Source organism: Fodinibius salicampi (assembly GCF_039545095.1).
Lineage (GTDB): Bacteria > Bacteroidota > Rhodothermia > Balneolales > Balneolaceae > Fodinibius > Fodinibius salicampi.
In genome coordinates this window covers 23,219-45,962 of the sequence record NZ_BAABRS010000005.1, presented here as the reverse complement: position 1 = coordinate 45,962, position 22,744 = coordinate 23,219, and the positions used below count along the sequence as shown (strand labels likewise).

The following is a 22,744-nucleotide window of genomic DNA, read 5'->3' as shown; positions in this document are numbered from 1 at the left end:
CTTTTATATTCAGGGAGTATCCATCTCTTTTAATTAATAATCGCATATGCTTGCACTTGGTGTTGTCATATTGTTGAGCTATCTGGTCGGTTCCATCCCTTCATCCATATGGGTTGGAAAAGTGGTCAAGGGGGTAGATATAAGAGATCACGGAAGCGGTAATGCCGGGGCGACCAATACCTTTCGCCTGTTGGGATGGCAGCCCGGTACGGCTGTACTGCTCATTGATTTTTTTAAAGGCTTTGCGAGTTCCTATTGGATTAGTCAGCTTGCTTATTATATAGCATCCGGGCCAGTTGCGCTTTTCTCCTTTTGGGATGTAGATCCCTTCCTTCGAATTGTATGTGGAGTAATTGCCGTGGTAGGACATATGTTTCCGCTGTACGCAAACTTTGACGGGGGAAAGGGCATGGCGACAGCGGCAGGAATGTTGTGTGGTATAGAGCCCGTATCGGTAGCCATAACGGCTGGTGTTTTCCTAATTGTAATGGTGACCAGTCGATATGTTTCTCTGGCCTCTCTTGTAGCAGCCTTTATTTATCCATTAATGCTGGTGGCGTTGCGATATGTTTTTGGCTGGCCGATTGATGGCAGTATCCTCATTTTTGGTGCTATTGTTGGAATTGGAATTATTATCAAGCACCGGGGAAATATCAAGCGGCTGCTTAACGGAACAGAAAATAAGGTAGGATCTTTTAAGCCGGCTGTAGGATGGCTTAATAAGGATAAAAAATCCAATTAAAGAGTATAACGCCGTGAAAAAAATAACGATTATTGGAGCGGGCAGTTTTGGTACCGCCCTTTCAGTAGTGCTGGCCCGGGCGGGAAATAAGGTACAGCTTTGGGCCCGGGAGTCAGAAGTGGCCTATGGCATCAATAAACAGCACCGCAACCCCTCTTATCTTACCGATGTAACACTTCCCGATTCTGTCAGCTGCCATACAGATTTGGAGGAGTGCCTCGATGACCCGGAAATGGTGGTTTTTGCGACCCCTTCGCACGTAATGCGTGAGCTGGCTCAAAAGGTAAAGCCCTTTTTTAGGGGAAATGAAATTATTGTCAGCGTAGCTAAGGGGATAGAAAACAAAACCTTTAAAACGATGTCGCAAGTACTTTCAGAAGTACTGGAAGGCAAAATTATTGATGACCATATCGGGGTGATATCCGGACCCAGCCACGCCGAAGAGGTCAGTAAATTCCGTCCTACCACCGTTGTGGCCAGTTCCTATTCCAAGCGAACCACAGAGATTATTCAGGAAACTTTTTTGACACCCATGTTTCGGGTATATCTGAACTATGATATTATTGGCGTAGAGGTAGGAGCAGCTGTAAAAAATATTATGGCTATTGCAGCCGGTATTGTTGATGGCGCGGAATTGGGCGATAATGCCAAGGCCGCGCTCATTACGCGTGGACTTCATGAAATGAAGCGACTTGGAATGACGCTAGGTGCCTCGCAGGATACTTTTTCCGGCCTATCGGGCATGGGAGATCTTGTGGTTACTTGTACCAGCGAGCACAGTCGGAACCGGTTTGTAGGATATCATATCGGTCAGGGTAAAAAACTGCATGAAATTACCTCGCAGATGAATATGGTAGCGGAAGGCGTTAAAACCACCCGCTCGGTACTGGAATGGAGCAGAGAATTGAATGTGGAAATGCCCATTACTGAGGCTGTATATAGCGTATTGTTTGAGGAAGAAGATCCTAAGGATGTGCTGTATGAATTGATGACCCGAAATCCCAAGGAGGAGATTGTCATTTAGAAGGCTTACAGTATAGATATAGATTTGGTGATAATTCATCTATACTTAATATTAAGCTGTTACTTTCGTTACAGAATAAAACGAATCGCCTTTGGCTATGTACTCTGACAACCACAGCATTGCTTCACTTTCGGAAATGGACTATCTGGATGTTCAAAACCTGGCCCAGACCGGAGAAGGTACCTACCTGGAGTTCAAGCGAACAATACCCTCGGCATTTAAGATCGCCCGGGAAATAGCGGCATTTGCCAATACCAAAGGGGGAACGCTGCTGATAGGAGTAGATGATGACCGGTCTTTAATTGGTGTTAGCGGTTACCAAGAAGAGGAGTTCCTGCTTAGAAAAGCCGCGACCGAACTCTGCCGGCCTAAAGTGGATATAATTATTGAGATCGTCCATTTTGGCGAACGGGATCTGCTTGTGATCAAAGTACCTGAATCGTTACAGAAACCGGTATTTGTGCAGGGAAAAGAAGATGAAATCGTATTTTTGCGTGAAAAAGATCGTAATAAAGTAGCGAGCAGGGAGCTCATTAAAATTATTGAAAATAGACATTCCGAAGAAGGAGTGACTTTCGAATACGGAAAAAAAGAGCAAGCCCTGTTTCGCTATCTGAATGAATATGGAGAAATAACCGTTGAAAAGTTTGCGCATTTGACAGATATATCCCAAACCCAGGCGTCAGATACGCTTGTAAATCTGGTGAGTGCTGATATATTAAACCTGTTTAGGAAAGACAATATTGATTACTTTACCTTTTCGCAGAAGTCGGAAAGCCAATTTTAAGATAAACGAAAGAAATGCCTGCTGATACTGAAGAAAATTTAGATGATGTAATTTCAGATCTTATTGATGAGGACGACGCTGATAATGGTTCTGAACCTTCGCCGTTAGCGGGTATAGAAACACCGGAGGATGTAACCTTTGACGGTCCACCGGTTCAGCTAACCGAACGCGCGGCTCGGCAAATTCGTAAGATACGGGAAGATGAATCACTGGAGGGTGAACTGTGTCTGCGTGTTGCTGTAGAAGGTGGTGGCTGCTCGGGACTGAGTTATAAGCTGGGGTTCGACCACAAATCCGATGAGGATGAAGTAATCGTAAGCCAGGGGATTGAGATTATTGTTGATCCCAAGCACATGATGTACCTGAAGGGGATTTCAGTGGACTATCCGGACGGGCTGGATGCCCGGGGGTTTACTTTTGACAATCCCAATGCCACCGAAACCTGTGGATGCGGGAGTTCTTTCGCGACGTAGTAGTGCTGGATTTTTTATTCTTCCCCTCTTCCATATTCTTTCATAATTTCCATCACGCGCTTAACCGGCAGGGCATTAATGGTGTGTCCATCGCGTCCGGTCATGGTTTCCGCATGAAAAAGGGAATTGGCAATCGCTTCTTCTGTGGCTTCAATAGCAGCCATAAAAAGCGGGGACATCCCTTCATTTCTAATCTCCGGTTGGTTCTGTATGCTGTTTTTTGAATGGTACGGGATGCGGACAGATTCTGCGCTAGAAAAAGCGATGACATAATCGCCGCTCCCATTGGAGGAAATGCCTCCTGTTTTTGCCAGTCCCAGCATAGCGCGTTTGGCCAACCGCTCTAAATTATGGGCGCTCAGAGGCGCGTCGGTAGCTACGATAATCATGCAAGATCCGTCCGGGGATTCGTTAAGCTGATCACTCAAATAGTATTTACCCAGTTCTTTTCCAACAGGAACGCCTGTAATCTGCAATACACCGCCAAAATTAGTTTGTGTAAGAACGCCCACGGTATAACCTCCCCGGCTTTCCGGAATTATGCGTGATGAGCTGCCAATTCCACCTTTGAATCCAAAGACAATAGTGCCGGTACCCGCTCCAACATTACCCTGAGAAACCCTGCCGGAATCAGCTGACCGGATGGCTTTCAGCACATCTTCTTTACTCACATGCCTGCCGCGGATGTTATTTAGGTAGCCATCATTTGTTTCTCCAACTACCGGATTTACCGAACGCACGTTGTTATTATCATCGAATGTAAAAGTATAGTCGATAAGCGCGTCTGCTGCTGTGGGAACACTTAAGGTGTTGGTCAAAATTATTGGCGTTTCAAGATTGCCCAGTTCCTGTATCTGGGTAGATCCGGCCAGTTTCCCAAAACCGTTGCCTATATGAACGGCCGCCGGCACTTTTTGTTGAAAAAGATTACCGGGATGGGGCAGAATAGCAGTAACACCAGTACGAATAGGGTCTTCTTTTATAAGGGTTTGATGGCCGACTTGTACGCCCCGAACATCCGTAATACTGTTCATGGGACCGGTATCAAGAACTCCAATTTCGATGCCATATTCCCGCAGATTCTTGTTTTGAGCTGAAGCTGTCAAAATTCCGACAATAAAAACTAAAAAGACTGCTATTTTAAATATTTTCATATACAGTTGATTTAATTATCAGCGAAATAAAAAGAAATACGGTAATTCGTGTATTTCCAAAAGGACTTGATACCTGCGGCTGTTTACCCTTAATATTCCCTCCGCTTATGAAACGATTGGGGAATGGCTCCTTGGTCTCAATTTAATGTTCTGAACGCCGCCTGTTTTTTTGTTCAGCGGCTTTTTCATCCTCTTTATTCTCCTGCTCAATATTTAGTGTTCCGGGAGATTCGGTAGTAAGGGTGGACGTTTTAAACCGACGAGTCACGATGGTTTGAAGCTGTTGCATCACATCTTTCAGTGAATTTCTCTCCTTGTCTTTTTTCAGTCTAACCCATCGCCTGAAAAGTTCGCCAATGCTACCGAAAACAGCTGCCATGATGATTCCCAAAGGAGCATCATTGCCCATTTGTCCTGTAAACATTAAAACAAGAAAAAACATCCCTGCAAGGTATGAGGCGAAGGCCGGAAGATAGAGCTTATTAACCGTTTTTGTACTCTTTGAAATTGTGATTGTTGTTTGGTTTTGAGTTGTTTTAAGCTTGACCTCCGGAGATTTCCTGGAATTCAGAAATTTTAATATCCCTTTAGGTTGAGCTTTCCAGTGAATACCATCGGGACGACGCGTGACTTTTCCGGGACAGTCGAAGTGATATTCGATGATAGAACGGAGTTCTGCCCACGTTTTTTTGTTAAGCGTGCCCCGTGCGTAACCAATCAGTTTTAATTCTTGGTTGGTGCCGGTATCCAGAAACAGGGGTTCTTCAACAGGTATGCCTTCATATTCAAGTGCAGCCGCCCGTACAAAATCAGCAGAAACGCCAGCTTCTCGGGCAATCTCCTCGATTTCTTCGAGCGTTAATTTAGTATGATGTCCCGACGGCAGTCCGGAATCCGATACCCTTTGTTGTAGTTTCGCGGCTCGATTCAGAATCTTTTTAATATCATGCTCATCATATCTACTCATCCCGTCTTAAATTAATTAATAATCCCTATTAAGGTAATGTTAAGATAAAAACATTAAGCAATAAAGCATGTTACAATAAATTCTACGAGAAATGATTCCGTATAGTTATTCCGTAAACCGGTCCGTTATGAGTCTGACTCCTCTTTTGAATGTAAAGTAATGCCACATCCACTCTACAAATACACGGAAGCGATTGCGGAAGCCGATTAAAAAGAAGATGTGAACCACCGACCAGAGAATCCACGCAAAAAATCCGCTGAACTTAAAACCCCGGATATCCGCCACGGCTTTAGCCCGCCCGATAGTTGCCATCGTCCCTTTGTCGGTAAAATGAAACGAAGGGCGTTCTTTGTTTTTCAACTCATTACGGATTAGCTTGCCAATAAAATCGCCCTGCTGCATCGCTACCGGTGCGAGTGCGGGTAGGGGATTACCGTCCTCATCCTTTTTATGGGCGGCATCGCCGATAACAAAAATATTGTCGAAGTCGGGGATAGAGAGATCATCTCCTACAACCACGCGTCCCGTACGGTCCTGTTCCGTATCCAGGGAGGAAAGCATGGGAGAAGCGGCCACGCCGGCTGCCCAGATGATGTTCGGGGTTTCGATGGTGCCCTCTGAAAAGGAAACTTTATCGGCCCCTATATCCGTAACGGGAGTATCGAGCAGTACCCGTACGCCCATATCTTCAAGGGTTTCGCGTGCTTTTTCAGCAAGAGACTCCGGGTAGCCATTGAGAATACGGGGAGCTGCCTCCACCAGGAATATGCGGGTTTCGTTTTTGCTGAAGGTGGAGTAATCACGCATCATATTGCGCTTGGCAATTTCAGCAATAGCCCCGGCCATCTCTACACCCGTGGGTCCGCCTCCAATAATAACGTAGGTTAAATACGGTTCCCGCAGCTTGGGGTCATCCAGCTGTTCGGCCTTTTCAAGGGACATTAGAATCCGCTCCCTTACCTGCAGTGCGTCGCCAATGGATTTGAGTCCCGGTGCATGCTTTTCCCAATCATCATTTCCGAAATAATTATATTGTGCTCCGGGAGCAAGCACCAGGTAATCGAAATCTATTTTTCGACCGTTATCCAATTCTACAACCTGCTGTTCTTTTTCGACATTGGTAACGGATCCCAATAAAACCTGCAGACCTTCACGCCGCCCTAAAAGCGCTCGGATGGGCGTAGCAATATCGCCGGGGGAGAGTGCCGCGGTGGCTACCTGGTAAAGCAGGGGCTGGAAAAGGTGATGATTATGGCGGTCGATGAGGGTGATATCCACATCTGCTTTCTTAAGCTTTTTAGCAGCAGAAATACCACCAAAGCCACCGCCGACAATTACCACATGCTTGTGATCGGACATAGTCGATTAGTTCATTTTTGCTTTGGTTTGTTGAAAGAGCTCTTCAATCTCTTCCCGGCTTACATGATACTGTTCATTGCAAAAATGGCATACTAATTCCTGTCCTTCTTCCTTCATTTCCTTCAGGTCATCGGGGCCGAGCATGGCCAGGGCACTCACAAAGCGTTTTCTTGAGCACCGGCAAAAGAAATCAACTGGCTGGCGATCAAGTTCCTTAACTTTTGTGGGTTCCATCGCTTTTTCCATGATATCATCAATATAATAGTCCTCAGAAAAAAGGCTGCTGATGGAGTCAAAATCAAGCAACTTTTCCTGCAGCCGTTCAATAGCTCCTTCGGGTGCATCGGGCATCCGCTGGATCAGCAGTCCGCCCGCTTCAGTTACTTCCCCCTCCTTGTTCATACCTACATCCAGAAGAACAGCTGAAGGAACCTGCTCGGATTGTACCATATAGTAAGCCAGATCGTCGGTTATATTACCATTGACCAACTCAATACTGCTGGTGCGGGGTTCGGCCTCGTTGTATAAGGTCTTGCGTACCGAAAGCAGTCCAACACCCAGTCCGTCGCTTAAATCGGTATCGGGATTTTCGTAATTAAGTTCAGCCTGAGGTTTTTGCGCATAGCCGCGGATCTCTCCGACCCGGTTCGCCTCGGCAACTAATAGTTGTACAGGCCCATTGCCTTCCAAGCGCATCTGGATGCGCTCTTCGCCCTTTAGTTCGGAGGCCATAAGCATGGTTCCGGTCATGGCTCGTCCCAATAATACGGTATTGAGCAGCGAAAGCCCATGTTTTTTACGGGCGGTCTTTACTACATCTGTTGTTTTAACAACTGAAATTTTAATACTGCCGTCATCACTGATGCCTTTAATGATGCGGTCTTTATGAATAAAATCTTCTTTAGAAATCATAGTAAATCATTATTAATATTTGTCAACAGGTACAACAAAAAAGAAGATCCAAAAATTTGGATCTTCTTTCATTCATTAAATAACAAAATTTAAGCGTCGAATATTAAATATTGTTGCTGTAAAGTTCGCCAATACGTCCCGAGAAGCTGCTGTCGGAAGTATATACCTGGTGGATTTTCCCCACTTTTTCAATACGTTCTTCCGCGAGTATATTTGAGGCCCTGAAAGTAGGGGTGTTATTATCTTCGGAGTAATTGAGGATATCCAGGATCGTATCATAAATTTTGGCGGCCTGGTCGTGAGCCCGCTGTTCATTGTACCCTTCCAGTTCGCTGGCAACATTAATAAGTCCCCCGGCATTAATAACATAGTCGGGCGCATAGAGAATGTTATGGTCCAGCAACATTTGTCCGTGCCGCTCCTCTTCATCCAATACGTTATTGGCAGCACCGGCAATAATATCACATTTCATATGGGGGATGGTATCGTCATTCACAACGCCGCCCAGGGCACAGGGACTAAAAATATCCACATCGAGACCATATATATCGTCGGGATCTACTACCTCTGCGCTTACTTCCCGGGCCAATGCATTTACCTTGTCTTCGTAAATGTCGCAGATATAGAGCTCGGCCCCTTCCTCACTGAGTGAACGTACCAAGTGTGAACTTACATGTCCGGCTCCCTGTACCGCAATGCGTTTTCCTTCCAGTGAATCGGAGCCGTAAGCTTTTTTTGCACAGGCCTTCATGCCCATATACACGCCGAATGCCGTCACAGGCGAAGGGTCTCCGCCCCCTCCAATGGCCTTGGGCAGTCCGGATACATATTTAGTTTCCGAGCGCACCCATTCCATATTCTGGACGTCAATGCCCACATCTTCCGCAGTAATATAACGTCCGCCAAGACTCTCTACATAGCGGCCGAAGGCCCGGAAAAGCGGCTCGCTTTTATCCTTCCGGGAATCCCCGATGATAACCGCCTTGCCGCCGCCCAGGTTAAGTCCCGATATAGATGCTTTGTACGTCATTCCCCGGGAAAGGCGCAATACATCGCGGATAGCTTCCTGTTCATTGTTATAGGGCCACATCCGCACCCCGCCGAGTGCCGGACCGAGCGTAGTATCGTGGATGGCTATGATGGCTTTCAGGCCAATATCGGGCTCGGAGCAGATCACTACCTGTTCATGCTCATGCGACTGAAGCTTGTCAAATAGCGGAAAGGCTTTATCAATTCCGGCGTCTTTCTTTCTATCAATAGTGGTAGATTGCATGACAATATAATTTTAATTCAAAAAAGTTGGGAAAGAGCTGCCTAGCTCTAAAGGAAGGGCGCTAAAACAACTCTTATTTTTTATTGGCTGATATTCGATAAATTTTATGCATTAGCAGCGGCTTCAACGCTTAAAAATGCAAGTGAGGTAAAATACAAAAAAACGCACAATTTTAGTAGTACTGCACCGGTAAGTGGAAACAGACCCCTTAAAATAATAGTAAAAGAGAAACGACTTTGGATGATGAATTTTACCTGTGAAATTGTATTTTAAGTAAAGGTAATTGGAAACGCCTGCGCCAAAATAAAAGCATGCAGGCAGCATAGCATTACGGTTTGATCGCCGACTGGCTATTTATGCAAAAAAAGAAAAAAACAAATAACAAAAACTATGTCCTTTCGATGGGTTTACGCCAAAACCGACGAAGAGGAGATCGTGCCTGCACTTCAGGAGCAATTGAAGATACCCGAAAAGGTAGCTCATTTGCTTGCATTGCGGGGGATCGACTCTTACGAAGAAGCTAAAACATATTTTCGCGCAGATTTAGATGCTCTTCACGATCCTTTCTTGATGAAGGATATGGAGCCGGCCACCGAACGTCTGGCAACCGCTATCCGGAAACGCCAGCGGGTACTGGTCTATGGAGACTATGATGTGGATGGTACCACTGCCTCTTCCATTTTATACCTTTTTCTAGAAGAATTCGGAGTAAATGTGGACTTTTACATTCCGCATCGCTTTAAGGAAGGCTACGGCATCAACCCGGAGGGGATTCAGTATGCCATGGATATCGATGCCGACCTGATTGTATCTGTAGATTGCGGCATCACGGCCTTTGAGGAAGCTAAAAAAGCACGCCGGGAAGGTATTGACCTGATCATCTGTGATCATCATAATGTTTCTGACAGCCGTATTCCCGAGGCCCTTGCCGTTCTTGATCCGAAGCGGGAAGATTGTTCCTATCCCTTTGACGGCCTTTCAGGGGCCGGTGTGGGATTCAAGCTGGTGCAGGGAACCGTAGACCGGCTGGGATTGGCTAAAGATCATCCCTTTAAGTTTCTGGATCTGGTAGCTATTTCCATTGCTTCTGATATCGTCCCCATGATTGACGAAAATCGCATCCTCATGCGCGAGGGACTCAAAAAAATCAACCATAATCCCCGGATAGGATTAAAAGCACTTTTTGATCTTATTAATTTGGATATCGGATCGATCTCCACTTCTAATATCGTCTTTTCCGTAGGTCCCCGCATTAATGCGGCGGGTCGGATGGGGGATGCCAGCAAGGCGGTACGGCTGCTGGTAGCCGACACGAAAGAAGAGGCAAAGGCCCGGGCACATGAGTTGGAAAGCATCAATATTGCCCGGCGCGAGAAGGACGGTGAAACGATGGAAGAAGCCAAGGCGATGGTGGACGAGTATTATAATCTCGACAAAATATCGTCGATGGTACTGCATCAGCCCGACTGGCACCTGGGCGTGATCGGTATTGTGGCCTCTCGGCTGGTGGATACATACGGGCGACCTGCCATAATGCTTAGCACTGTCGACGGTAAAATAAAAGGTTCGGCCCGAAGCATCGAGGGATTTAATATCTACGACGCGTTTAAGGAATGCGAAGATCTGCTCGAGCAGTTTGGGGGACACAAATACGCGGCTGGCCTGACGATCGATGAAAAGAACCTGGAGGAATTTCGGCAGCGTATTAATAAAATCGCCTCAGAAAATCTCACGGATGAGGATTTTAAACCGGAACTGAAAATAGACTGTGAACTAGACTTGAGTAAGGTCGATATGCGGTTCTGGAAACTACTCAGCCAGTTCGAGCCTTTCGGCCCGGAAAACCTGAGGCCGATATTTGTCAGCCGCGACGTGGAGGTAGTGGGCGTGCCGACCATCGTAGGAAAGGGGCACCTGAAGATGAAAGTAAAACAGAACGGCTCGGGCGTATTTGATGTGATCGGCTTTAACATGCATGAGTACCTGCCCGTGGTGCGAAACGGGCAGGATCAAAAACTGAATATTGCCTACTCGCTGGAGGAGAACTACTGGAACGGCCGGCGGAGCCTCCAAGTCAGGCTTCGGGATTTGAAATCGGAAGAAGGAAATCCCTAGAAAATCCGCCTGAATTCTTTGTTTAAAGCCGAAAAGATTTTATATTTGGCAACTCTTATTGAGACTTAGATGGGACTGTAGCTCAGTCGGTAGAGCACGCGACTGAAAATCGCGGTGTCGGCGGTTCGATTCCGCCCGGTCCCACGCAAAGCCCTGCAACTCCCTGAGTTGCAGGGCTTTTTTGTTTTTGGATGAAATGAGTAAATGAGTGGGCAAGTATTCTAATGAGAGTATACTCTCTATGATACGAGAGTATGTTAGCATAAGAAGATTTATCTATCTCGGAGAAAGAAAAGGACGGGAAGGTAATCTAAGGGTGATATCTTGATGGCAGTGGCCATCAAGTTTCGTAAAGTGGGGCTTTAAGCTTGAAACGAGAATTTAAGGAAATGGGTTAAATTGGAAAGTGGTGAGTACTACCTGCTTAATATTTTCATTTTTGAAGAGGTTAGCGGTACAATTATTCCATCAACGAGTTGGCGTCAATATGATATTCAACGTATCCACGAGCTTTTAACTCTTTAACTAGATCGTATTTATTGCCCCCGCTTAAAAATCCTGAGTATCGGGACAGGGGTAAGCCTTGATGGGTATCTCGCAATACCATCAAGGCTACAGATCCCTTTCCCGAAGATATCAGGATAAAGCCGATATGATTTCTGTATTAGTTAATTAGTTCAGGTAAATGCGAGCTCCAAAGGTTACTGCTTCAAGATACTCGGCATCATCATTAACAGGAATATCGCCTTCAACCATTAAATCCAGCGTTCCCTCTTTGACGTGAAAGTCGAGACCAACGGGGACAAGTAAGGCGTTGATTGTTCGGCTGGAAGCGAACAGCGGTTGATAGTTGAGCCCTGTATAGATACTGACCGGGTGAAAATTTTTACTGATGTTCAAACCGGTTTTCAGCCCTACATCACCATAAGAATATACACCGCCGAGCAGTGCAACTGATAAATTACTTTCAGGTTCAGAGGCTATATTTTTCTCAAAGTGAGCATCTACGTAGGTTTCTTCATCCTGAATACCTGCCATTATGTGGCCAGTGAGACCGTGAGCAATTCCATATGACGCTCGGCCGATAAACATGAAATCGTCCTGCGCCGTTAGCATAACCGGCTGTAAGCCTATAGCAAATGTTCCCTTTTGCAATGTTTGGGCATTTGAGAAAAAGCCGTCCTGAGCTTCTGCATTATTAATATTAACGCTAGAAAAAATGATTAGTAAAAAAGGAATAATTAGTAACTGTTTCTTCATAACTGCCGATATTTAATTCGAATTCATGTACTTAGAGGTATTTGACTCTTTTATGTTCCATAATGGCAAAAAAGCATCTTTAGGAGGATATCTAACCTAGCGGCACTTCTGGATACCGTTGAAAGAGCTGTGGACCGTGTTAACGAGCGATTAGATGGACTGAAGGATTCAGAAAAGTCCGGAAAAGCATTACAGCCTACGTAGCTTTGCTACTTTGGCGTAGTAGGCCTTTAACGCAAGTATGGTAATCTGACCCGTGATCACCAAAACCGGTTGCCAGCTAAAGGTGTGAAACGTGGATTTATAAAAATAAATAAACGAATAGCTGGGTGAGGATTATCTGCTTGATATTTTCCTTTTTGGATATACTGCCAGTTTAATCGAGTGAGGGTAATATATATTTCGGAATCATTTGATTTGGAGGAGTGCTTTTTCCATACAGTTCATAGGAATTATAACTTCCACCAGTAAAAACGGTGATCATATTGTAATCGGGCCAAATATTTATTTTTTGACCTCCATTACCCGATGCCATGTAGGAGTTATATTTTTTACCATCTATGACAAAATACTTGTGTTCCCAAAAGTAGCCAAATTCGGAAGTATATTCTTTAAATGTTTTCCGTACCCAGTTTTCAGGGAGAATTTGTTTCCCCTGCCATTTACCCCCATTCATATACATTGTTGCTAGTTTAACAAGATCTCGGGGTTGAAGGTACATTTGGCTAAACGTTTGTCGGCTTGTGGAATCAGGGGCAAACCGCCAATGGTAATTGGTGATACCCATAGGCTTAAAAAGATGTTCTTCAGCAAACTCTTCCACGGGTTTGTTAGTTGCAAGCTCAACAAGTCGTCCTAGGGTTATTGCTGCTCCCGTGCAATAAGATGATAATTCTCCAGGCTGATGAACTACTGGAAGATCGAGCGTGTATTTTACCCAGTCGGCACTTTCCATCATTTGCTGTTCATTCCCCGCACTTTCCGGATTGTTGTTTTCACAATCCAGGCCATGACGATAGGTTAAAAAGTCTTGAATGGTGATACTTCTTTTTTGCTTGCTCATATGCTCAAAGCTCTTGTATTCATCCTTAAAATAAGGCAAGAGTGGATCGTGCTCGCTACCGATTGCGCCTGTTTCTATTGCTAGTCCTACAAGTGAACCGATGAACGCTTTTGTTGCTGACCGAAGTTGATGTCTCGTATTTCTATCATATCCATAAAAATATTCTTCAAACACCAGCTTGTTGTCTTTGAAAATTAAAATACTATGAACATCGGGATATTCGCCTTTAATGGTTTCTTTAACCATTTTATTAATAAGTTCTGTCTGTTCAAAGGCATCGTTAATATTCCCGGGTTCAAGGATATCATTTGTTTTTTCGGGAGTTTGATAGGTATAATCCTCAGGATGATCAAACATTTTTTTGCGAGGATACATCACCAATTTTTCAATATCAGTTGTAATCAATTCAAAAGATTGTTCATTAACTATATAGCCGTTAACATTACCCTGATCATCTCTCTGAAAGACCACAGGAATATCTTCAACATTGGAAAAGGTATCTTCTTCAACATGGGATAGCGGATATTTAGCCTTGTTAATAACTGCATAAAGCGTGGTATCCATTGATGAAGCCATAATTTTTAATGTTGAGCCCGAGACGTATTCATATTTGCCTTCGTATTCCAGTAGCTGTTGATAGGATATAGATGGGGTAACTATATTTTGAGCCTGTATTAACCTCATCCCACAATAGGGGCACGTACCGCTTTCATCGAACTCTTGGTTCGTTTCATGAGCTTGGCAATCACATGGCGGACAATAAAATGTTGACGTCTCTTGACCTGATACTGAAAAATGAATGGAAAGAAATAATAGTGGAATAAAAATTACTTTTCTCATGGAGGAGAAATTATAAGACTTATGATATTGGTTTAGAAAGTTAAAAGATCATCATAATGATATACTCCTTTTAGAGAAAATAGTTACGGGTTTTCGCTATTTGAGATGGCAGTATAACGACATTGCACATAAGCTGCGCGCGAATGAATGTTGAGTTGATAAATAATGAACGAAAAGCTAAAAAGCTAGAATAGGCGCCATGCCCTCCGAGTCAATGCGCAGGATTAGAACATCGGTTGCCAGCTAAAGGTTTGAACCAAGGATTTATTGAAAGGACTTAAACGAACATCTGGGTGAGTCCACCAGCCGGCGGATTGATACTTTCCTTTTTGAAGGGGTTAGGTTGTTGGACTTTTGGAAGTAGAAATATTTAATGCCTGAAATTATACGCGGCCGTTCATTAATTCCCCTTATATATTTAATAATAAGTATATATAGGATAATATAGTAGCAAGTTAGTATTTTGGAGATAGAAAAGATATCAACCAATATTTTTAATTGAATATTTGATACTATGATTAAGCAAAATATAGAAGAAGAAATAAACAATCAGATTCAAGAAGAATTTCAGTCGGCATATGCTTATTTGGCGATGTCGGCGTGGTTTGAAGAGAAAAACCTTGGTGGCTTTGCAAGCTGGCTGAAAGCCCAGTGGCAAGAGGAAATAGAACATGGTATGAAGTTCTACAATCACCTGATTCAAAGAGACGGCCGACCAATATTGCAAGATATTGAAAAACCAAAAGTGCAATTTGATTCTCCGCGGAAAGCGTTTGAATTTGCTCTTGCCCAGGAGCAGCATATCACGAAACGTATTAACAAGATGTATACTCTTGCCCAGAAGGAAAACGATTATCCGCTCAAAAATTTGTTGCTTTGGTTTATTGATGAACAGGTAGAGGAAGAGGAGATGGTGCAAGATGTTATTGATAAACTACAATTAGTCGGAGAAGACGGCTCTGGTCTGTACCTGCTGGATCGCGAGATGGGCGAAAGACAAGGCCAAAATGGAAAAGAAGCAGAACAAAGTGAAGACTAATAATAGCATAAATATTATTTGTTGGTTGTAAATAAAATCATCCCCGTATTAGGGGATGATTTTTATAATTCAGTCCTAAAAGTTGAATTACTTGTTGATACGCCGAGGGGGATATACTAAGATATATGAGCGACATCCGTACTAATTGAAATAAGAATTTTTAGCAGTTTCGCTATCCTGAAACGTAAGATTTGACAAAACCACATAACGACATTGCGCATAAGCTGCACGCAATGAATGTTGATTTGTTAAATAATGAACGAAGAGGGAAAAAGCCAGAAGGTGGCAAGCCCTGGCGAGGTGCGTCCCCTTAATGCGCGGGTTAGGGGTACCTTCATAATTTGGTATAGGAATAAAAATGACCTTTGTAATGATTTCTTTCCCCTCTGGCTACTCTACTAATTCCACTTCCATTTTTATAACCCATTTGACGGGCAGCTTCAGCAGCAGATTCATACTTTTTTATAAACTTGGTTTTATTTTTTGAATACTGATATACAGTTTTTCCAGGACTCCTATCTTTTTTAGACTTTGACCTCTTTTTGACTTTACTACTGAGTTTTTCATCAATTTCATTTTTTGTCAACTCTTGATAAGACCAAACATAGCCTAGATAAGTTTTCTGATATTTCCCAATTACTGCACCTGAAATTTGTTTGTAATTCCAATCAGGATTTTGGCGACAAGCCTCTCTAGCTGAAATCCAAGTATTTACAAGTTCATAACTTTCAGGATTATATTGATATACTTTTTTAGTATTTGGTTTTTCATAGGAGTCAATTTTTTTGGGGATTTTTTCTCCTTTTTTGTATCGCCACTGGTATTCTCCGGCCCGATAATAATCACCTTCTGCTACTCTTTTAATAACATTTCTAAACACACCTGTTTGTTCAGCTGCCTCATCAGTGGTTCGAAATGTGTTAATATAATTTCCTTCTAAATCATATTGAATAACTGGCTTAGCTTTTTCCTCATAATGTTTTAATAAATCATTCTGTTCTTCCGCAGTATTAATCTTTTTTGGGAAATCATCTGTTTCTTGATAACGCCATTGAAAACCATAAGCAGTTATGTAATTATCATTTTTAGCACATTCTGCAATTTTATTTCCTCCATTTTCAATATCCAACTTTTTGGCAGCAATAGATGGTGTTCTAAACCTCTGCAAAAAGTTACCTTCCTTATCATATTGTAATACCCAATAATCACTTGGCACCGGGCCAATATGTTGGGGAAAATCTTCAGACTCCTTATATCTCCATTGATAACCAAAAGCAACATTTGAAATACCTAGACAAACTCTTGGAATTCCTGAAACAGAATTATCACTGACATTTAAATGTAGATTTGCCTCTTTAATAGAATTCCACTCTCTGATAAATTTACCTTCTAAATCATATTGCAAAACTTTGGTATAAACATCATAGGTTGCTTCACCTCCTGTTGTTTGATTGTAGCCATCCTTGTACGCACCTAATTTTTTAATCCATCGAATCTCCTTTTCATTTAATTTTTCTTCGTATATGTCTCTATGTGAAAATTTGAAGTCTGGATTTATTTTTAGGCAATCTATAATTTCATACTCGAAACAATTCATTCCTTCAGTTCTCATTGCATGGACAATTCCATTTTTTGAGACATTTCTTTCAGAATGTACTGCATTTCTTCTGCTCTCAATCCTTTTCTTTAAATCTGTAGTTCTGCCAACATAGATTTTTCCAGTCTTTATATTCTCTACCTTATAAATTACCCCGTAGATATTCTTATCTCGAAGTTCAGATTCAGAATAGATTTTATCTTTATCTATCTGCATATAGATCTTTAAATTTGATTGGTACCCCTAACGACATTGCGCATAAGCTGCACGCAATGAAATGTTGATTTGTTAAATAATGAACGAAGAGGGAAAAAGCCAGAAGGTGGCAAGCCCTGGCGAGGCGTGTCCGCTTAATGCACGGGTTAGGTTGCATTTTCAATTATTTCCACAATCCCATCCTCATTTTTTACTGCGAATGCATGTAATTTATGTTTCTCTTTTTCTTTAAACTCATTTAAGTATGTACTACTGGAATCTATATTGATGAATATTCCTAATGGATAATTTAGTAAAGCACACATACGGGATAGCTTTAAAAAATCAGCTAAAGCCTCTTTCTTTGTAGCATTATGCTTGAGCTCAATAACAAAGAAATTTCCTTCTTGTCTATTAACAAAATCTGCTTGTTCAAATGGAATGTGAACAATAAGATCAGGTCTTATTTTAAAACCATGATCTTTCATTCTTTTTTGATACTCCTGTTGTACTATAACTCCTTCAGTTTCTATTTCTGGTAGTCTTTTACGTATTTCTGCGACCAATTCTCCCTGGAATCCTCGTTCTTCATTATAGAAATGTGGATTATTTATCGAAGCCAATGACTCCCTGACAATCTCTAAGAAAGTTTGCATTATTTTCTTTCTGTAAATTGGATTAGATTATTTATGGAATCTATTACTTTTTCTGTGTCTTCATAAGAGGTATCTCCATAACCATCTTGTTTCCAATTATCACTGGATGTAGCATTGAAATATTTTTCTAATGATTCATTAAAACTTTTTTGCCTATAAAAAGGAACTCTTCTTTTAAGCTTTTCAAGCTGCTTATCTTCAGGTCCTCTTTTTAGAGCTCTACCGCTTTTTATTTGTTCTTTTTGTTTCTTGAGTTCAAAGTGTACTTCGTCGGCTGCTTCATTAAACTCTTTTCTTTTATCTCTCCCTATTGCAAGCCAGTTACCAAGAATAAGACCTGCCAAGAACAAAATAACATTTACAACTATTTCCATATTTAGATCTTGTAAAAACTCTTGAATTGACATGAAGTCTTATTATGAACTTTGGATGCAACCTAACCTATAATTATACAAACAAGCCAACGGCATAATGATATTATCACGCAAAGACTTAGTTTGCTAAAAATACCGTTCAAACACAAGAAACGTATTGTATTTGGATGTTATCATGCATGGGGTCTTTTCTTATCCGTATAACAGGTTGATATAATATTCATATTCTCCGCCTGGGACTAATTGATTTTGAGCAGTACAATCCTTTTATAGCAAGTACTTTTTTACTGATTTTTTTACCAGATTTATTTAAAAAGCCCCGCACCTTTCACAATGCAGGGCTTGATTTATCAAAGCAAACTACAACGGCTTACATAGGTAAGTACCTTTCAGAGGGCAATCCTTACAAAAAAGATTTAAATAATACGGATTCGGCTAAAAACAGTAGAAAAGTTACTCAGAAGGGGTAATCTATTGGTTAAAAGGGAGGCAATCGTTCCGGCTCCCAAATAGAGAAAATCCATTATCCTGGTAAGGGGAAGGAGATTTTTTTACTAGGGCAGGGTGTTTCCCCTTACTATTTACTATGGGAAAGAAATTACCCTTACTAGGACAAGGTGTTTACCCTTATAAGGGGAAGATGTCTCCCCTTACTATGGGAGACTGTTTCCCATATATATGACAAGGATCATGCATTAGTGTTGCACGGCACTTGCTGCATTTTAGTTCTCAAAACTGCTACTGGTTATCTCCAATGGATTACTTTATATGTTATTTATGCTGTATTTCTTACATTCATTTTAAGAAGTACAAAAAACCTGAGGGATATTTTGAGAACGGCCAATAGCCGTTTAAAAACTAACGGGGAAAAATTATGCCTAAAAATATTGTCATACTTTCGGATGGGACGGGTCAGGAGGGAGGGGTAGGTCACAATACCAATATCTATAAGCTGTTCAACGTTCTGGAGTCGCGGACCAAAGACCAGGTTGTCTATTACGACCCGGGGCTTGGGACGCACGATACCGGGCGGCTGGGCATGCTGTCGGGTTTTGGTATTTCCAAAAATATCAAAGACTGCTACCGGTTTTTGTTTGAGAATTACCAGTCCGGTGATCAAATCTTTTTAATTGGCTTTAGCCGCGGGGCAACGACGGTTCGCAGCCTTTCCAGCTTTATTCATTACTTTGGCATCTTGCCCGAATCACGTCCAAAGCTTATCGATCAGGCCTACGGCATATATAAAATCAAGGATGAGAAAAGACGAAAAGAAAAGGCAGGCCAGTTTATTGAAAAGCACCACACTATGTGGACCCGCATCAAGTTTTTGGGCTGCTTTGATACGGTTGCCGCTCTCGGTGCTCCGTTTAAAAGTCTCAGTGCTATTCTGGACCGGTTTCCGCTTTTCCGGCATCAGTTTCACAACTTAACGCTCAGCGAAAGTGTAGAGCACGCTTATCAAGCCCTGGCTGTTGACGACGAACGAAAAACATTTCATCCGGCGCTCTGGAATCACGAGATCAAAGAGTACCAGACGCTCAGCCAGGTTTGGTTTCCCGGCATGCATACTGATGTGGGTGGTGGATATCCGGAGCATGAGCTTTCCGACATCCCATTTATCTGGCTGTGTAACAAAGCCGTTTCCTGCGGAATGAAAATCTATGAGAAGGAGCGGATTCATCTTTCTCCGAAGGCAGACGGAGTGATGCACGATTCACGAAGTGGCGGGATCAATAAGTTTTATCGGCGGGAAGTGCGCAGCTGGCCAAAGAATCGCCCTGATAAGCCTGTTATTCATCAAAGTGTATTGGATCGGGCAGAAAAAATAGAGTATAGTCCCTGGATCTTAGATACGGAATATGAAGTGGAGCCTGAGGCGAACATATCTTAAGTATTAGCTCCATAAATGATTGGGAATAAGCCGATTGCCTACCTGTGACGTTGGGTGGCTGAGTATCATTTCCCTCCCCCTTCAATATAAAATCCATATTATTAACTATTTTTAATAAACTCTTTGAGTCTATAGCTTTTTTTGGGTACATTATTAAATAATTTTAATGTTCAAGGAGTTTTTTGTTGGAAACAAAGGCTAAAGAATCGGTACGTATGGCAGAAACTCAAAAAGGCAGGGTCTTAATCGTAGAGGATGATCTTCTTTTGAGTATGGTAGAGGAGCGATTGATCAATAATTTAGGTTACGAGGTTGTTGGAAAAGTTTCATCCGGAGAGGAAGCGATTAAAAAAGAGAAAGAGCTTAAGCCCGATGTGATTGTGATGGATATTTCACTGAAGGGTAAGATGGATGGTATAGACGCCATGAATGAAATTCGCAAAAGTTCGGATGTAGCCGTTATTTATCTTTCCGGAAGTTCCGATGAAACCCATATAGAGCGTGCCGGTGAAACCAATTATTCAGGCTATTTGACGAAGCCCATTACAAGCGGAGACTTACGAGGTCCGCTGGAGGAGGCTATGGAATCAATAGGGGTAAATGTTGATTCAGATGATGAATAAGCTATTATCGGAATCATAAACTTATCTTTATCGGTATTTATACATTCAGATCTACGACCGTCCTTCCTACCTGTTTCCCCTCTAATATATTGTCGATTTTTTGATTGAGCTCTTCGAGCGAGCAAGATTGGCTTATCTTTTTTAGGTGTGCCGGCTTCCAGGATGAAGCAAGCCGTTTCCATAGCTTTTTTCGCAGCTCCATAGGGCTATATCCACTGTCGATTCCGGCTAAATTAACGCCCCTCAGGATAAACGGATATACGCTGGTATGCAGTTCGTGGCCCAGTACGTTTCCACAACAGGCCACCGTCCCTCCCTGTTTGGTCTGCCGCAGGACCGTATCAAGCATGAGTCCGCCTACCGTATCTATTCCCCCGGCCCAGCGTGCGGAAAGCAGCGGTTGCCCCGATTGATCCTGCACTTTATCCCGGTGAATAACCGAAGAGGCCCCCAGGGATTTGAGAAAGGATTCCCGTTCCGTTTTTCCTGTGGCTGCCGTTACCTGGTACCCTAACTTTGCCAAAATGCTTATGGCCATGGTGCCTACACCGCCGGTTGCACCGGTCACAAGCACCGGACCGTCATCTGGTTCAACATTATTATGTTTTAAGTGGTGGACACCGATGGCAGCGGTTAATCCCGCAGTACCCAGCGCCATGCTTTCGAACAGGGAAAGACCAACCGGCAAAGGAACAACCCAGTCGCCGGGCACCCGGATATACTGGCCAAAGCCGCCGGGAGTATTTTGCCCCAGGTCATAGCTGGTTACAATTACTTTGTCCCCTTTTTCAAACCGGTCATCACTGCTTTCTTCAACAATGCCGGCCGCGTCAATACCGGGAATGTGGGGATATTGTTTGGTGACGCCTTTGTTGCCGGTAGCAGAGAGTGCATCTTTATAGTTAAGAGAGGAAAAATGAACCTGAACTAAAACCTCATGTTTGGGCAGCTTGTCAATATTCCATTCACGTATGCTGCGTTTGAATTGGCCATCTTCAGTTTCTTCGACAACAAGTGCTTTAAACGACTGATTCATAGATATTTGGTTAGTTTTTTGAGCCATTTGAGATTGCCTTCGTAGGGCGGATAGCGAAAAGGATTTTTAATCCAGGAGCTTCTTTTCATTATACTTTTTTGGTGTGTAAAAAGATCAAAGCTGGATTTGCCGTGATAGTTTCCGAAACCGCTATGCCCGATTCCACCAAAAGGCAGATCGGGATTGCTTAAATGGACCAGAGTGTCATTTATGCATCCGCCGCCAAAGGGAATGTTATCTATGATTTGTTGCTGGGTGGACTTATCCGGGGAAAACAGGTAGAGGGATAGAGGCTTGGGTTGTTCTTTTATTTTCGAAATGGCCTGGTCAAGATCCTGGTAGGTGAGCACTGGCAGGATGGGCCCAAATATCTCTTCCTGCATTACCGGATCATCCCAGCTTATTTGGGTCATTACGGTAGGAGAGATATACAAGTTATCTGCATCGGTTGATCCGCCTGAGACTACTTTATTGGGATCGATCATCTGTTTAAGCCGCTGAAAATGATCGCGGTTTATGATGCGGGCAAAATCAGGACTTTCAGCGGGATCACTACCGTAAAATTCAGTGATATTCTGTTTAATCAGAGAGCAGAACGTATCCAGCTGTGATTCATGAACATAAACGTAGTCTGGACTCACGCAGGTTTGTCCGGCGTTGATGAATTTACCCCAGCTGATACGCTTGGCAGCGAGTTCAAGATCAGCGGCATAGTCGACAATGGCGGGTGATTTTCCACCTAGTTCCAGGGTGACAGGCGTAAGCTGTTCGGCCGCCGCTTTCATAATGATCTTCCCAACACGGGTGCTGCCGGTAAAGAAGATATAGTCAAGGGGTTCATCGAGCAGTGCCTGTGTAGTATCTGCATCTCCCTGAACAACATGCAGATAACCGGAGTCGAAGTGTGTGTTGATTATTTCTTCCAACAATGCGGAAGTATTAGGAGCCAGTTCCGAGGGTTTGATAATCGTGCAGTTACCAGCGACCATTGATCCCAGTACAGGATTTAGCGAAAGCTGTATCGGGTAGTTCCAGGCCCCGATAACCAGCGAAACGCCAAAAGGCTGTGGATAGATATAGCTCTTTGACGGAAAGTTGAGGAGGGAGCTCCTCACTTTTTTCGGTTTGCTCCAGGAATATAGGTTTTTTACAAGGTGATCGATCTCTTTGTAGAGTATTAGCAGTTCGGTGCCATATGTCTCAAGTGGTGGCTTGCAGAAATCTTTTTGAAGTGCCGCAAAAATTTCTTCTTCATGCTCCTGTAAAAGTGATTTAAGACGAAGGAGTTTATTTATACGGAATTTCGGATCCCGGCTTTTTCCCTGCTCAAAGAACTGGTGCTGGCGGTCGACAATTTCTTCCAT

At 43.0% G+C, this 22,744-nt stretch carries 20 protein-coding genes and 1 tRNA gene; 9 read left to right on the top strand and 12 right to left on the bottom strand.

From position 1 onward, the window contains the following. Positions 1 to 46: 46 nt before the first annotated feature. From plsY to ABEB05_RS15525, 4 genes are all read left to right on the top strand, one after another. Complete coding sequence (gene plsY / locus ABEB05_RS15540; RefSeq protein WP_265791674.1) at positions 47 to 742, top strand: glycerol-3-phosphate 1-O-acyltransferase PlsY; 696 nt, start codon at positions 47 to 49, stop codon at positions 740 to 742. Positions 743 to 755: 13 nt separating this feature from the next. Continuing rightward, complete coding sequence (locus ABEB05_RS15535; RefSeq protein ID WP_265791676.1) at positions 756 to 1,766, top strand: NAD(P)H-dependent glycerol-3-phosphate dehydrogenase; 1,011 nt, start codon at positions 756 to 758, stop codon at positions 1,764 to 1,766. Positions 1,767 to 1,863: 97 nt separating this feature from the next. After that, complete coding sequence (locus ABEB05_RS15530) at positions 1,864 to 2,553, top strand: AlbA family DNA-binding domain-containing protein (RefSeq protein WP_265791678.1); 690 nt, start codon at positions 1,864 to 1,866, stop codon at positions 2,551 to 2,553. A 14-nt stretch (positions 2,554 to 2,567) separates the two neighbouring features. After that, positions 2,568 to 3,026: a HesB/IscA family protein gene (locus tag ABEB05_RS15525; RefSeq protein WP_265791679.1), complete on the top strand. Its 459-nt coding sequence runs from the start codon at positions 2,568 to 2,570 to the stop codon at positions 3,024 to 3,026. Between the two features lie 14 nt (positions 3,027 to 3,040). Here ABEB05_RS15525 and ABEB05_RS15520 read toward each other — a convergent pair whose 3' ends face one another. The 5 genes from ABEB05_RS15520 to ABEB05_RS15500 all read right to left on the bottom strand — a co-directional run bounded on the left by ABEB05_RS15520 (position 3,041) and on the right by ABEB05_RS15500 (position 8,691). Next, complete coding sequence (locus tag ABEB05_RS15520) at positions 3,041 to 4,180, bottom strand: DmpA family aminopeptidase (RefSeq protein ID WP_265791681.1); 1,140 nt, start codon at positions 4,178 to 4,180, stop codon at positions 3,041 to 3,043. Positions 4,181 to 4,322: 142 nt separating this feature from the next. Beyond that, positions 4,323 to 5,147, bottom strand: a complete 825-nt coding sequence (locus tag ABEB05_RS15515) for a hypothetical protein (RefSeq protein ID WP_265791683.1) — start codon at positions 5,145 to 5,147, stop codon at positions 4,323 to 4,325. A gap of 105 nt (positions 5,148 to 5,252) precedes the next feature. Next, positions 5,253 to 6,506, bottom strand: coding sequence for an NAD(P)/FAD-dependent oxidoreductase (locus tag ABEB05_RS15510; protein WP_265791685.1), 1,254 nt, complete (start codon positions 6,504 to 6,506; stop codon positions 5,253 to 5,255). A gap of 6 nt (positions 6,507 to 6,512) precedes the next feature. Beyond that, a complete protein-coding gene (gene hslO / locus ABEB05_RS15505) occupies positions 6,513 to 7,418 on the bottom strand; it encodes an Hsp33 family molecular chaperone HslO (protein WP_265791686.1) in 906 nt (301 codons plus the stop codon). 103 nt (positions 7,419 to 7,521) lie between these two features. After that, a complete protein-coding gene (locus tag ABEB05_RS15500; RefSeq protein WP_265791687.1) occupies positions 7,522 to 8,691 on the bottom strand; it encodes a Glu/Leu/Phe/Val dehydrogenase dimerization domain-containing protein in 1,170 nt (389 codons plus the stop codon). A gap of 390 nt (positions 8,692 to 9,081) precedes the next feature. Here ABEB05_RS15500 and recJ point away from each other — a divergent pair, with 390 nt between their 5' ends. Together recJ and ABEB05_RS15490 are read left to right on the top strand one after the other, a co-directional pair. Continuing rightward, on the top strand, positions 9,082 to 10,806 hold the full coding sequence (gene recJ, locus ABEB05_RS15495; RefSeq protein WP_265791688.1) for a single-stranded-DNA-specific exonuclease RecJ: 1,725 nt from the start codon (positions 9,082 to 9,084) through the stop codon (positions 10,804 to 10,806). 71 nt (positions 10,807 to 10,877) lie between these two features. Continuing rightward, positions 10,878 to 10,950, top strand: a tRNA-Phe gene (locus ABEB05_RS15490). 528 nt (positions 10,951 to 11,478) lie between these two features. Here ABEB05_RS15490 and ABEB05_RS15485 read toward each other — a convergent pair. Both ABEB05_RS15485 and ABEB05_RS15480 read right to left on the bottom strand, forming a co-directional pair. After that, entirely contained in the window at positions 11,479 to 12,066 is a 588-nt protein-coding gene (locus tag ABEB05_RS15485) for a hypothetical protein (RefSeq protein WP_265791689.1), read from the bottom strand. A gap of 376 nt (positions 12,067 to 12,442) precedes the next feature. After that, entirely contained in the window at positions 12,443 to 13,969 is a 1,527-nt protein-coding gene (locus tag ABEB05_RS15480) for a serine hydrolase domain-containing protein (RefSeq protein ID WP_265791691.1), read from the bottom strand. Positions 13,970 to 14,483: 514 nt separating this feature from the next. Here ABEB05_RS15480 and ABEB05_RS15475 point away from each other — a divergent pair. Continuing rightward, positions 14,484 to 15,008, top strand: a complete 525-nt coding sequence (locus ABEB05_RS15475; protein WP_265791693.1) for a ferritin — start codon at positions 14,484 to 14,486, stop codon at positions 15,006 to 15,008. 334 nt (positions 15,009 to 15,342) lie between these two features. Here the strand turns inward: ABEB05_RS15475 and ABEB05_RS15470 are convergent, their stop codons facing one another. From ABEB05_RS15470 to ABEB05_RS15460, 3 genes are all read right to left on the bottom strand, one after another. Further along, positions 15,343 to 16,821, bottom strand: coding sequence for an NUMOD1 domain-containing DNA-binding protein (locus ABEB05_RS15470; RefSeq protein ID WP_265791695.1), 1,479 nt, complete (start codon positions 16,819 to 16,821; stop codon positions 15,343 to 15,345). 146 nt (positions 16,822 to 16,967) lie between these two features. Next, positions 16,968 to 17,456, bottom strand: a complete 489-nt coding sequence (locus ABEB05_RS15465; RefSeq protein ID WP_265791696.1) for a hypothetical protein — start codon at positions 17,454 to 17,456, stop codon at positions 16,968 to 16,970. After that, positions 17,456 to 17,863 (bottom strand): hypothetical protein, encoded by a 408-nt coding sequence (locus ABEB05_RS15460; protein WP_265791698.1) that lies wholly within the window; start codon positions 17,861 to 17,863, stop codon positions 17,456 to 17,458. Before ABEB05_RS15460 ends, ABEB05_RS15465 begins: the two co-directional genes overlap by 1 nt. Positions 17,864 to 18,704: 841 nt before the next feature. On the opposite strand from ABEB05_RS15460, the gene ABEB05_RS15455 reads away from it, so the two are divergent. Next, the gene (locus ABEB05_RS15455; RefSeq protein WP_265791700.1) at positions 18,705 to 19,721 is read left to right on the top strand and encodes a DUF2235 domain-containing protein; all 1,017 of its coding nucleotides are present in this window, start codon (positions 18,705 to 18,707) and stop codon (positions 19,719 to 19,721) included. Positions 19,722 to 19,936: 215 nt separating this feature from the next. Further along, positions 19,937 to 20,344: a response regulator gene (locus ABEB05_RS15450; protein WP_265791702.1), complete on the top strand. Its 408-nt coding sequence runs from the start codon at positions 19,937 to 19,939 to the stop codon at positions 20,342 to 20,344. A gap of 37 nt (positions 20,345 to 20,381) precedes the next feature. On the opposite strand, the gene ABEB05_RS15445 is transcribed toward ABEB05_RS15450, so the two are convergent. Next, complete coding sequence (locus tag ABEB05_RS15445; RefSeq protein ID WP_265791704.1) at positions 20,382 to 21,380, bottom strand: YhdH/YhfP family quinone oxidoreductase; 999 nt, start codon at positions 21,378 to 21,380, stop codon at positions 20,382 to 20,384. After that, a complete protein-coding gene (locus tag ABEB05_RS15440; protein ID WP_265791705.1) occupies positions 21,377 to 22,744 on the bottom strand; it encodes an aldehyde dehydrogenase in 1,368 nt (455 codons plus the stop codon). The genes ABEB05_RS15445 and ABEB05_RS15440 overlap by 4 nt, the downstream gene beginning before the upstream one ends.

Excerpts from the sequence above, each read along its gene's own strand:
- plsY (WP_265791674.1), top strand. The coding sequence starts at position 47 with ATGCTTGCACTTGGTGTTGTCATATTGTTGAGCTATCTGGTCGGTTCC.
- ABEB05_RS15530 (WP_265791678.1), top strand. The coding sequence starts at position 1,864 with ATGTACTCTGACAACCACAGCATTGCTTCACTTTCGGAAATGGACTAT.
- ABEB05_RS15525 (WP_265791679.1), top strand. The coding sequence starts at position 2,568 with ATGCCTGCTGATACTGAAGAAAATTTAGATGATGTAATTTCAGATCTT.
- ABEB05_RS15520 (WP_265791681.1), bottom strand. The coding sequence starts at position 4,180 with ATGAAAATATTTAAAATAGCAGTCTTTTTAGTTTTTATTGTCGGAATT.
- ABEB05_RS15515 (WP_265791683.1), bottom strand. The coding sequence starts at position 5,147 with ATGAGTAGATATGATGAGCATGATATTAAAAAGATTCTGAATCGAGCC.
- ABEB05_RS15510 (WP_265791685.1), bottom strand. The coding sequence starts at position 6,506 with ATGTCCGATCACAAGCATGTGGTAATTGTCGGCGGTGGCTTTGGTGGT.
- hslO (WP_265791686.1), bottom strand. The coding sequence starts at position 7,418 with ATGATTTCTAAAGAAGATTTTATTCATAAAGACCGCATCATTAAAGGC.
- ABEB05_RS15500 (WP_265791687.1), bottom strand. The coding sequence starts at position 8,691 with ATGCAATCTACCACTATTGATAGAAAGAAAGACGCCGGAATTGATAAA.
- recJ (WP_265791688.1), top strand. The coding sequence starts at position 9,082 with ATGTCCTTTCGATGGGTTTACGCCAAAACCGACGAAGAGGAGATCGTG.
- ABEB05_RS15485 (WP_265791689.1), bottom strand. The coding sequence starts at position 12,066 with ATGAAGAAACAGTTACTAATTATTCCTTTTTTACTAATCATTTTTTCT.
- ABEB05_RS15480 (WP_265791691.1), bottom strand. The coding sequence starts at position 13,969 with ATGAGAAAAGTAATTTTTATTCCACTATTATTTCTTTCCATTCATTTT.
- ABEB05_RS15475 (WP_265791693.1), top strand. The coding sequence starts at position 14,484 with ATGATTAAGCAAAATATAGAAGAAGAAATAAACAATCAGATTCAAGAA.
- ABEB05_RS15470 (WP_265791695.1), bottom strand. The coding sequence starts at position 16,821 with ATGCAGATAGATAAAGATAAAATCTATTCTGAATCTGAACTTCGAGAT.
- ABEB05_RS15465 (WP_265791696.1), bottom strand. The coding sequence starts at position 17,456 with ATGCAAACTTTCTTAGAGATTGTCAGGGAGTCATTGGCTTCGATAAAT.
- ABEB05_RS15460 (WP_265791698.1), bottom strand. The coding sequence starts at position 17,863 with ATGTCAATTCAAGAGTTTTTACAAGATCTAAATATGGAAATAGTTGTA.
- ABEB05_RS15455 (WP_265791700.1), top strand. The coding sequence starts at position 18,705 with ATGCCTAAAAATATTGTCATACTTTCGGATGGGACGGGTCAGGAGGGA.
- ABEB05_RS15450 (WP_265791702.1), top strand. The coding sequence starts at position 19,937 with ATGGCAGAAACTCAAAAAGGCAGGGTCTTAATCGTAGAGGATGATCTT.
- ABEB05_RS15445 (WP_265791704.1), bottom strand. The coding sequence starts at position 21,380 with ATGAATCAGTCGTTTAAAGCACTTGTTGTCGAAGAAACTGAAGATGGC.
- ABEB05_RS15440 (WP_265791705.1), bottom strand. The coding sequence starts at position 22,744 with ATGGAAGAAATTGTCGACCGCCAGCACCAGTTCTTTGAGCAGGGAAAA.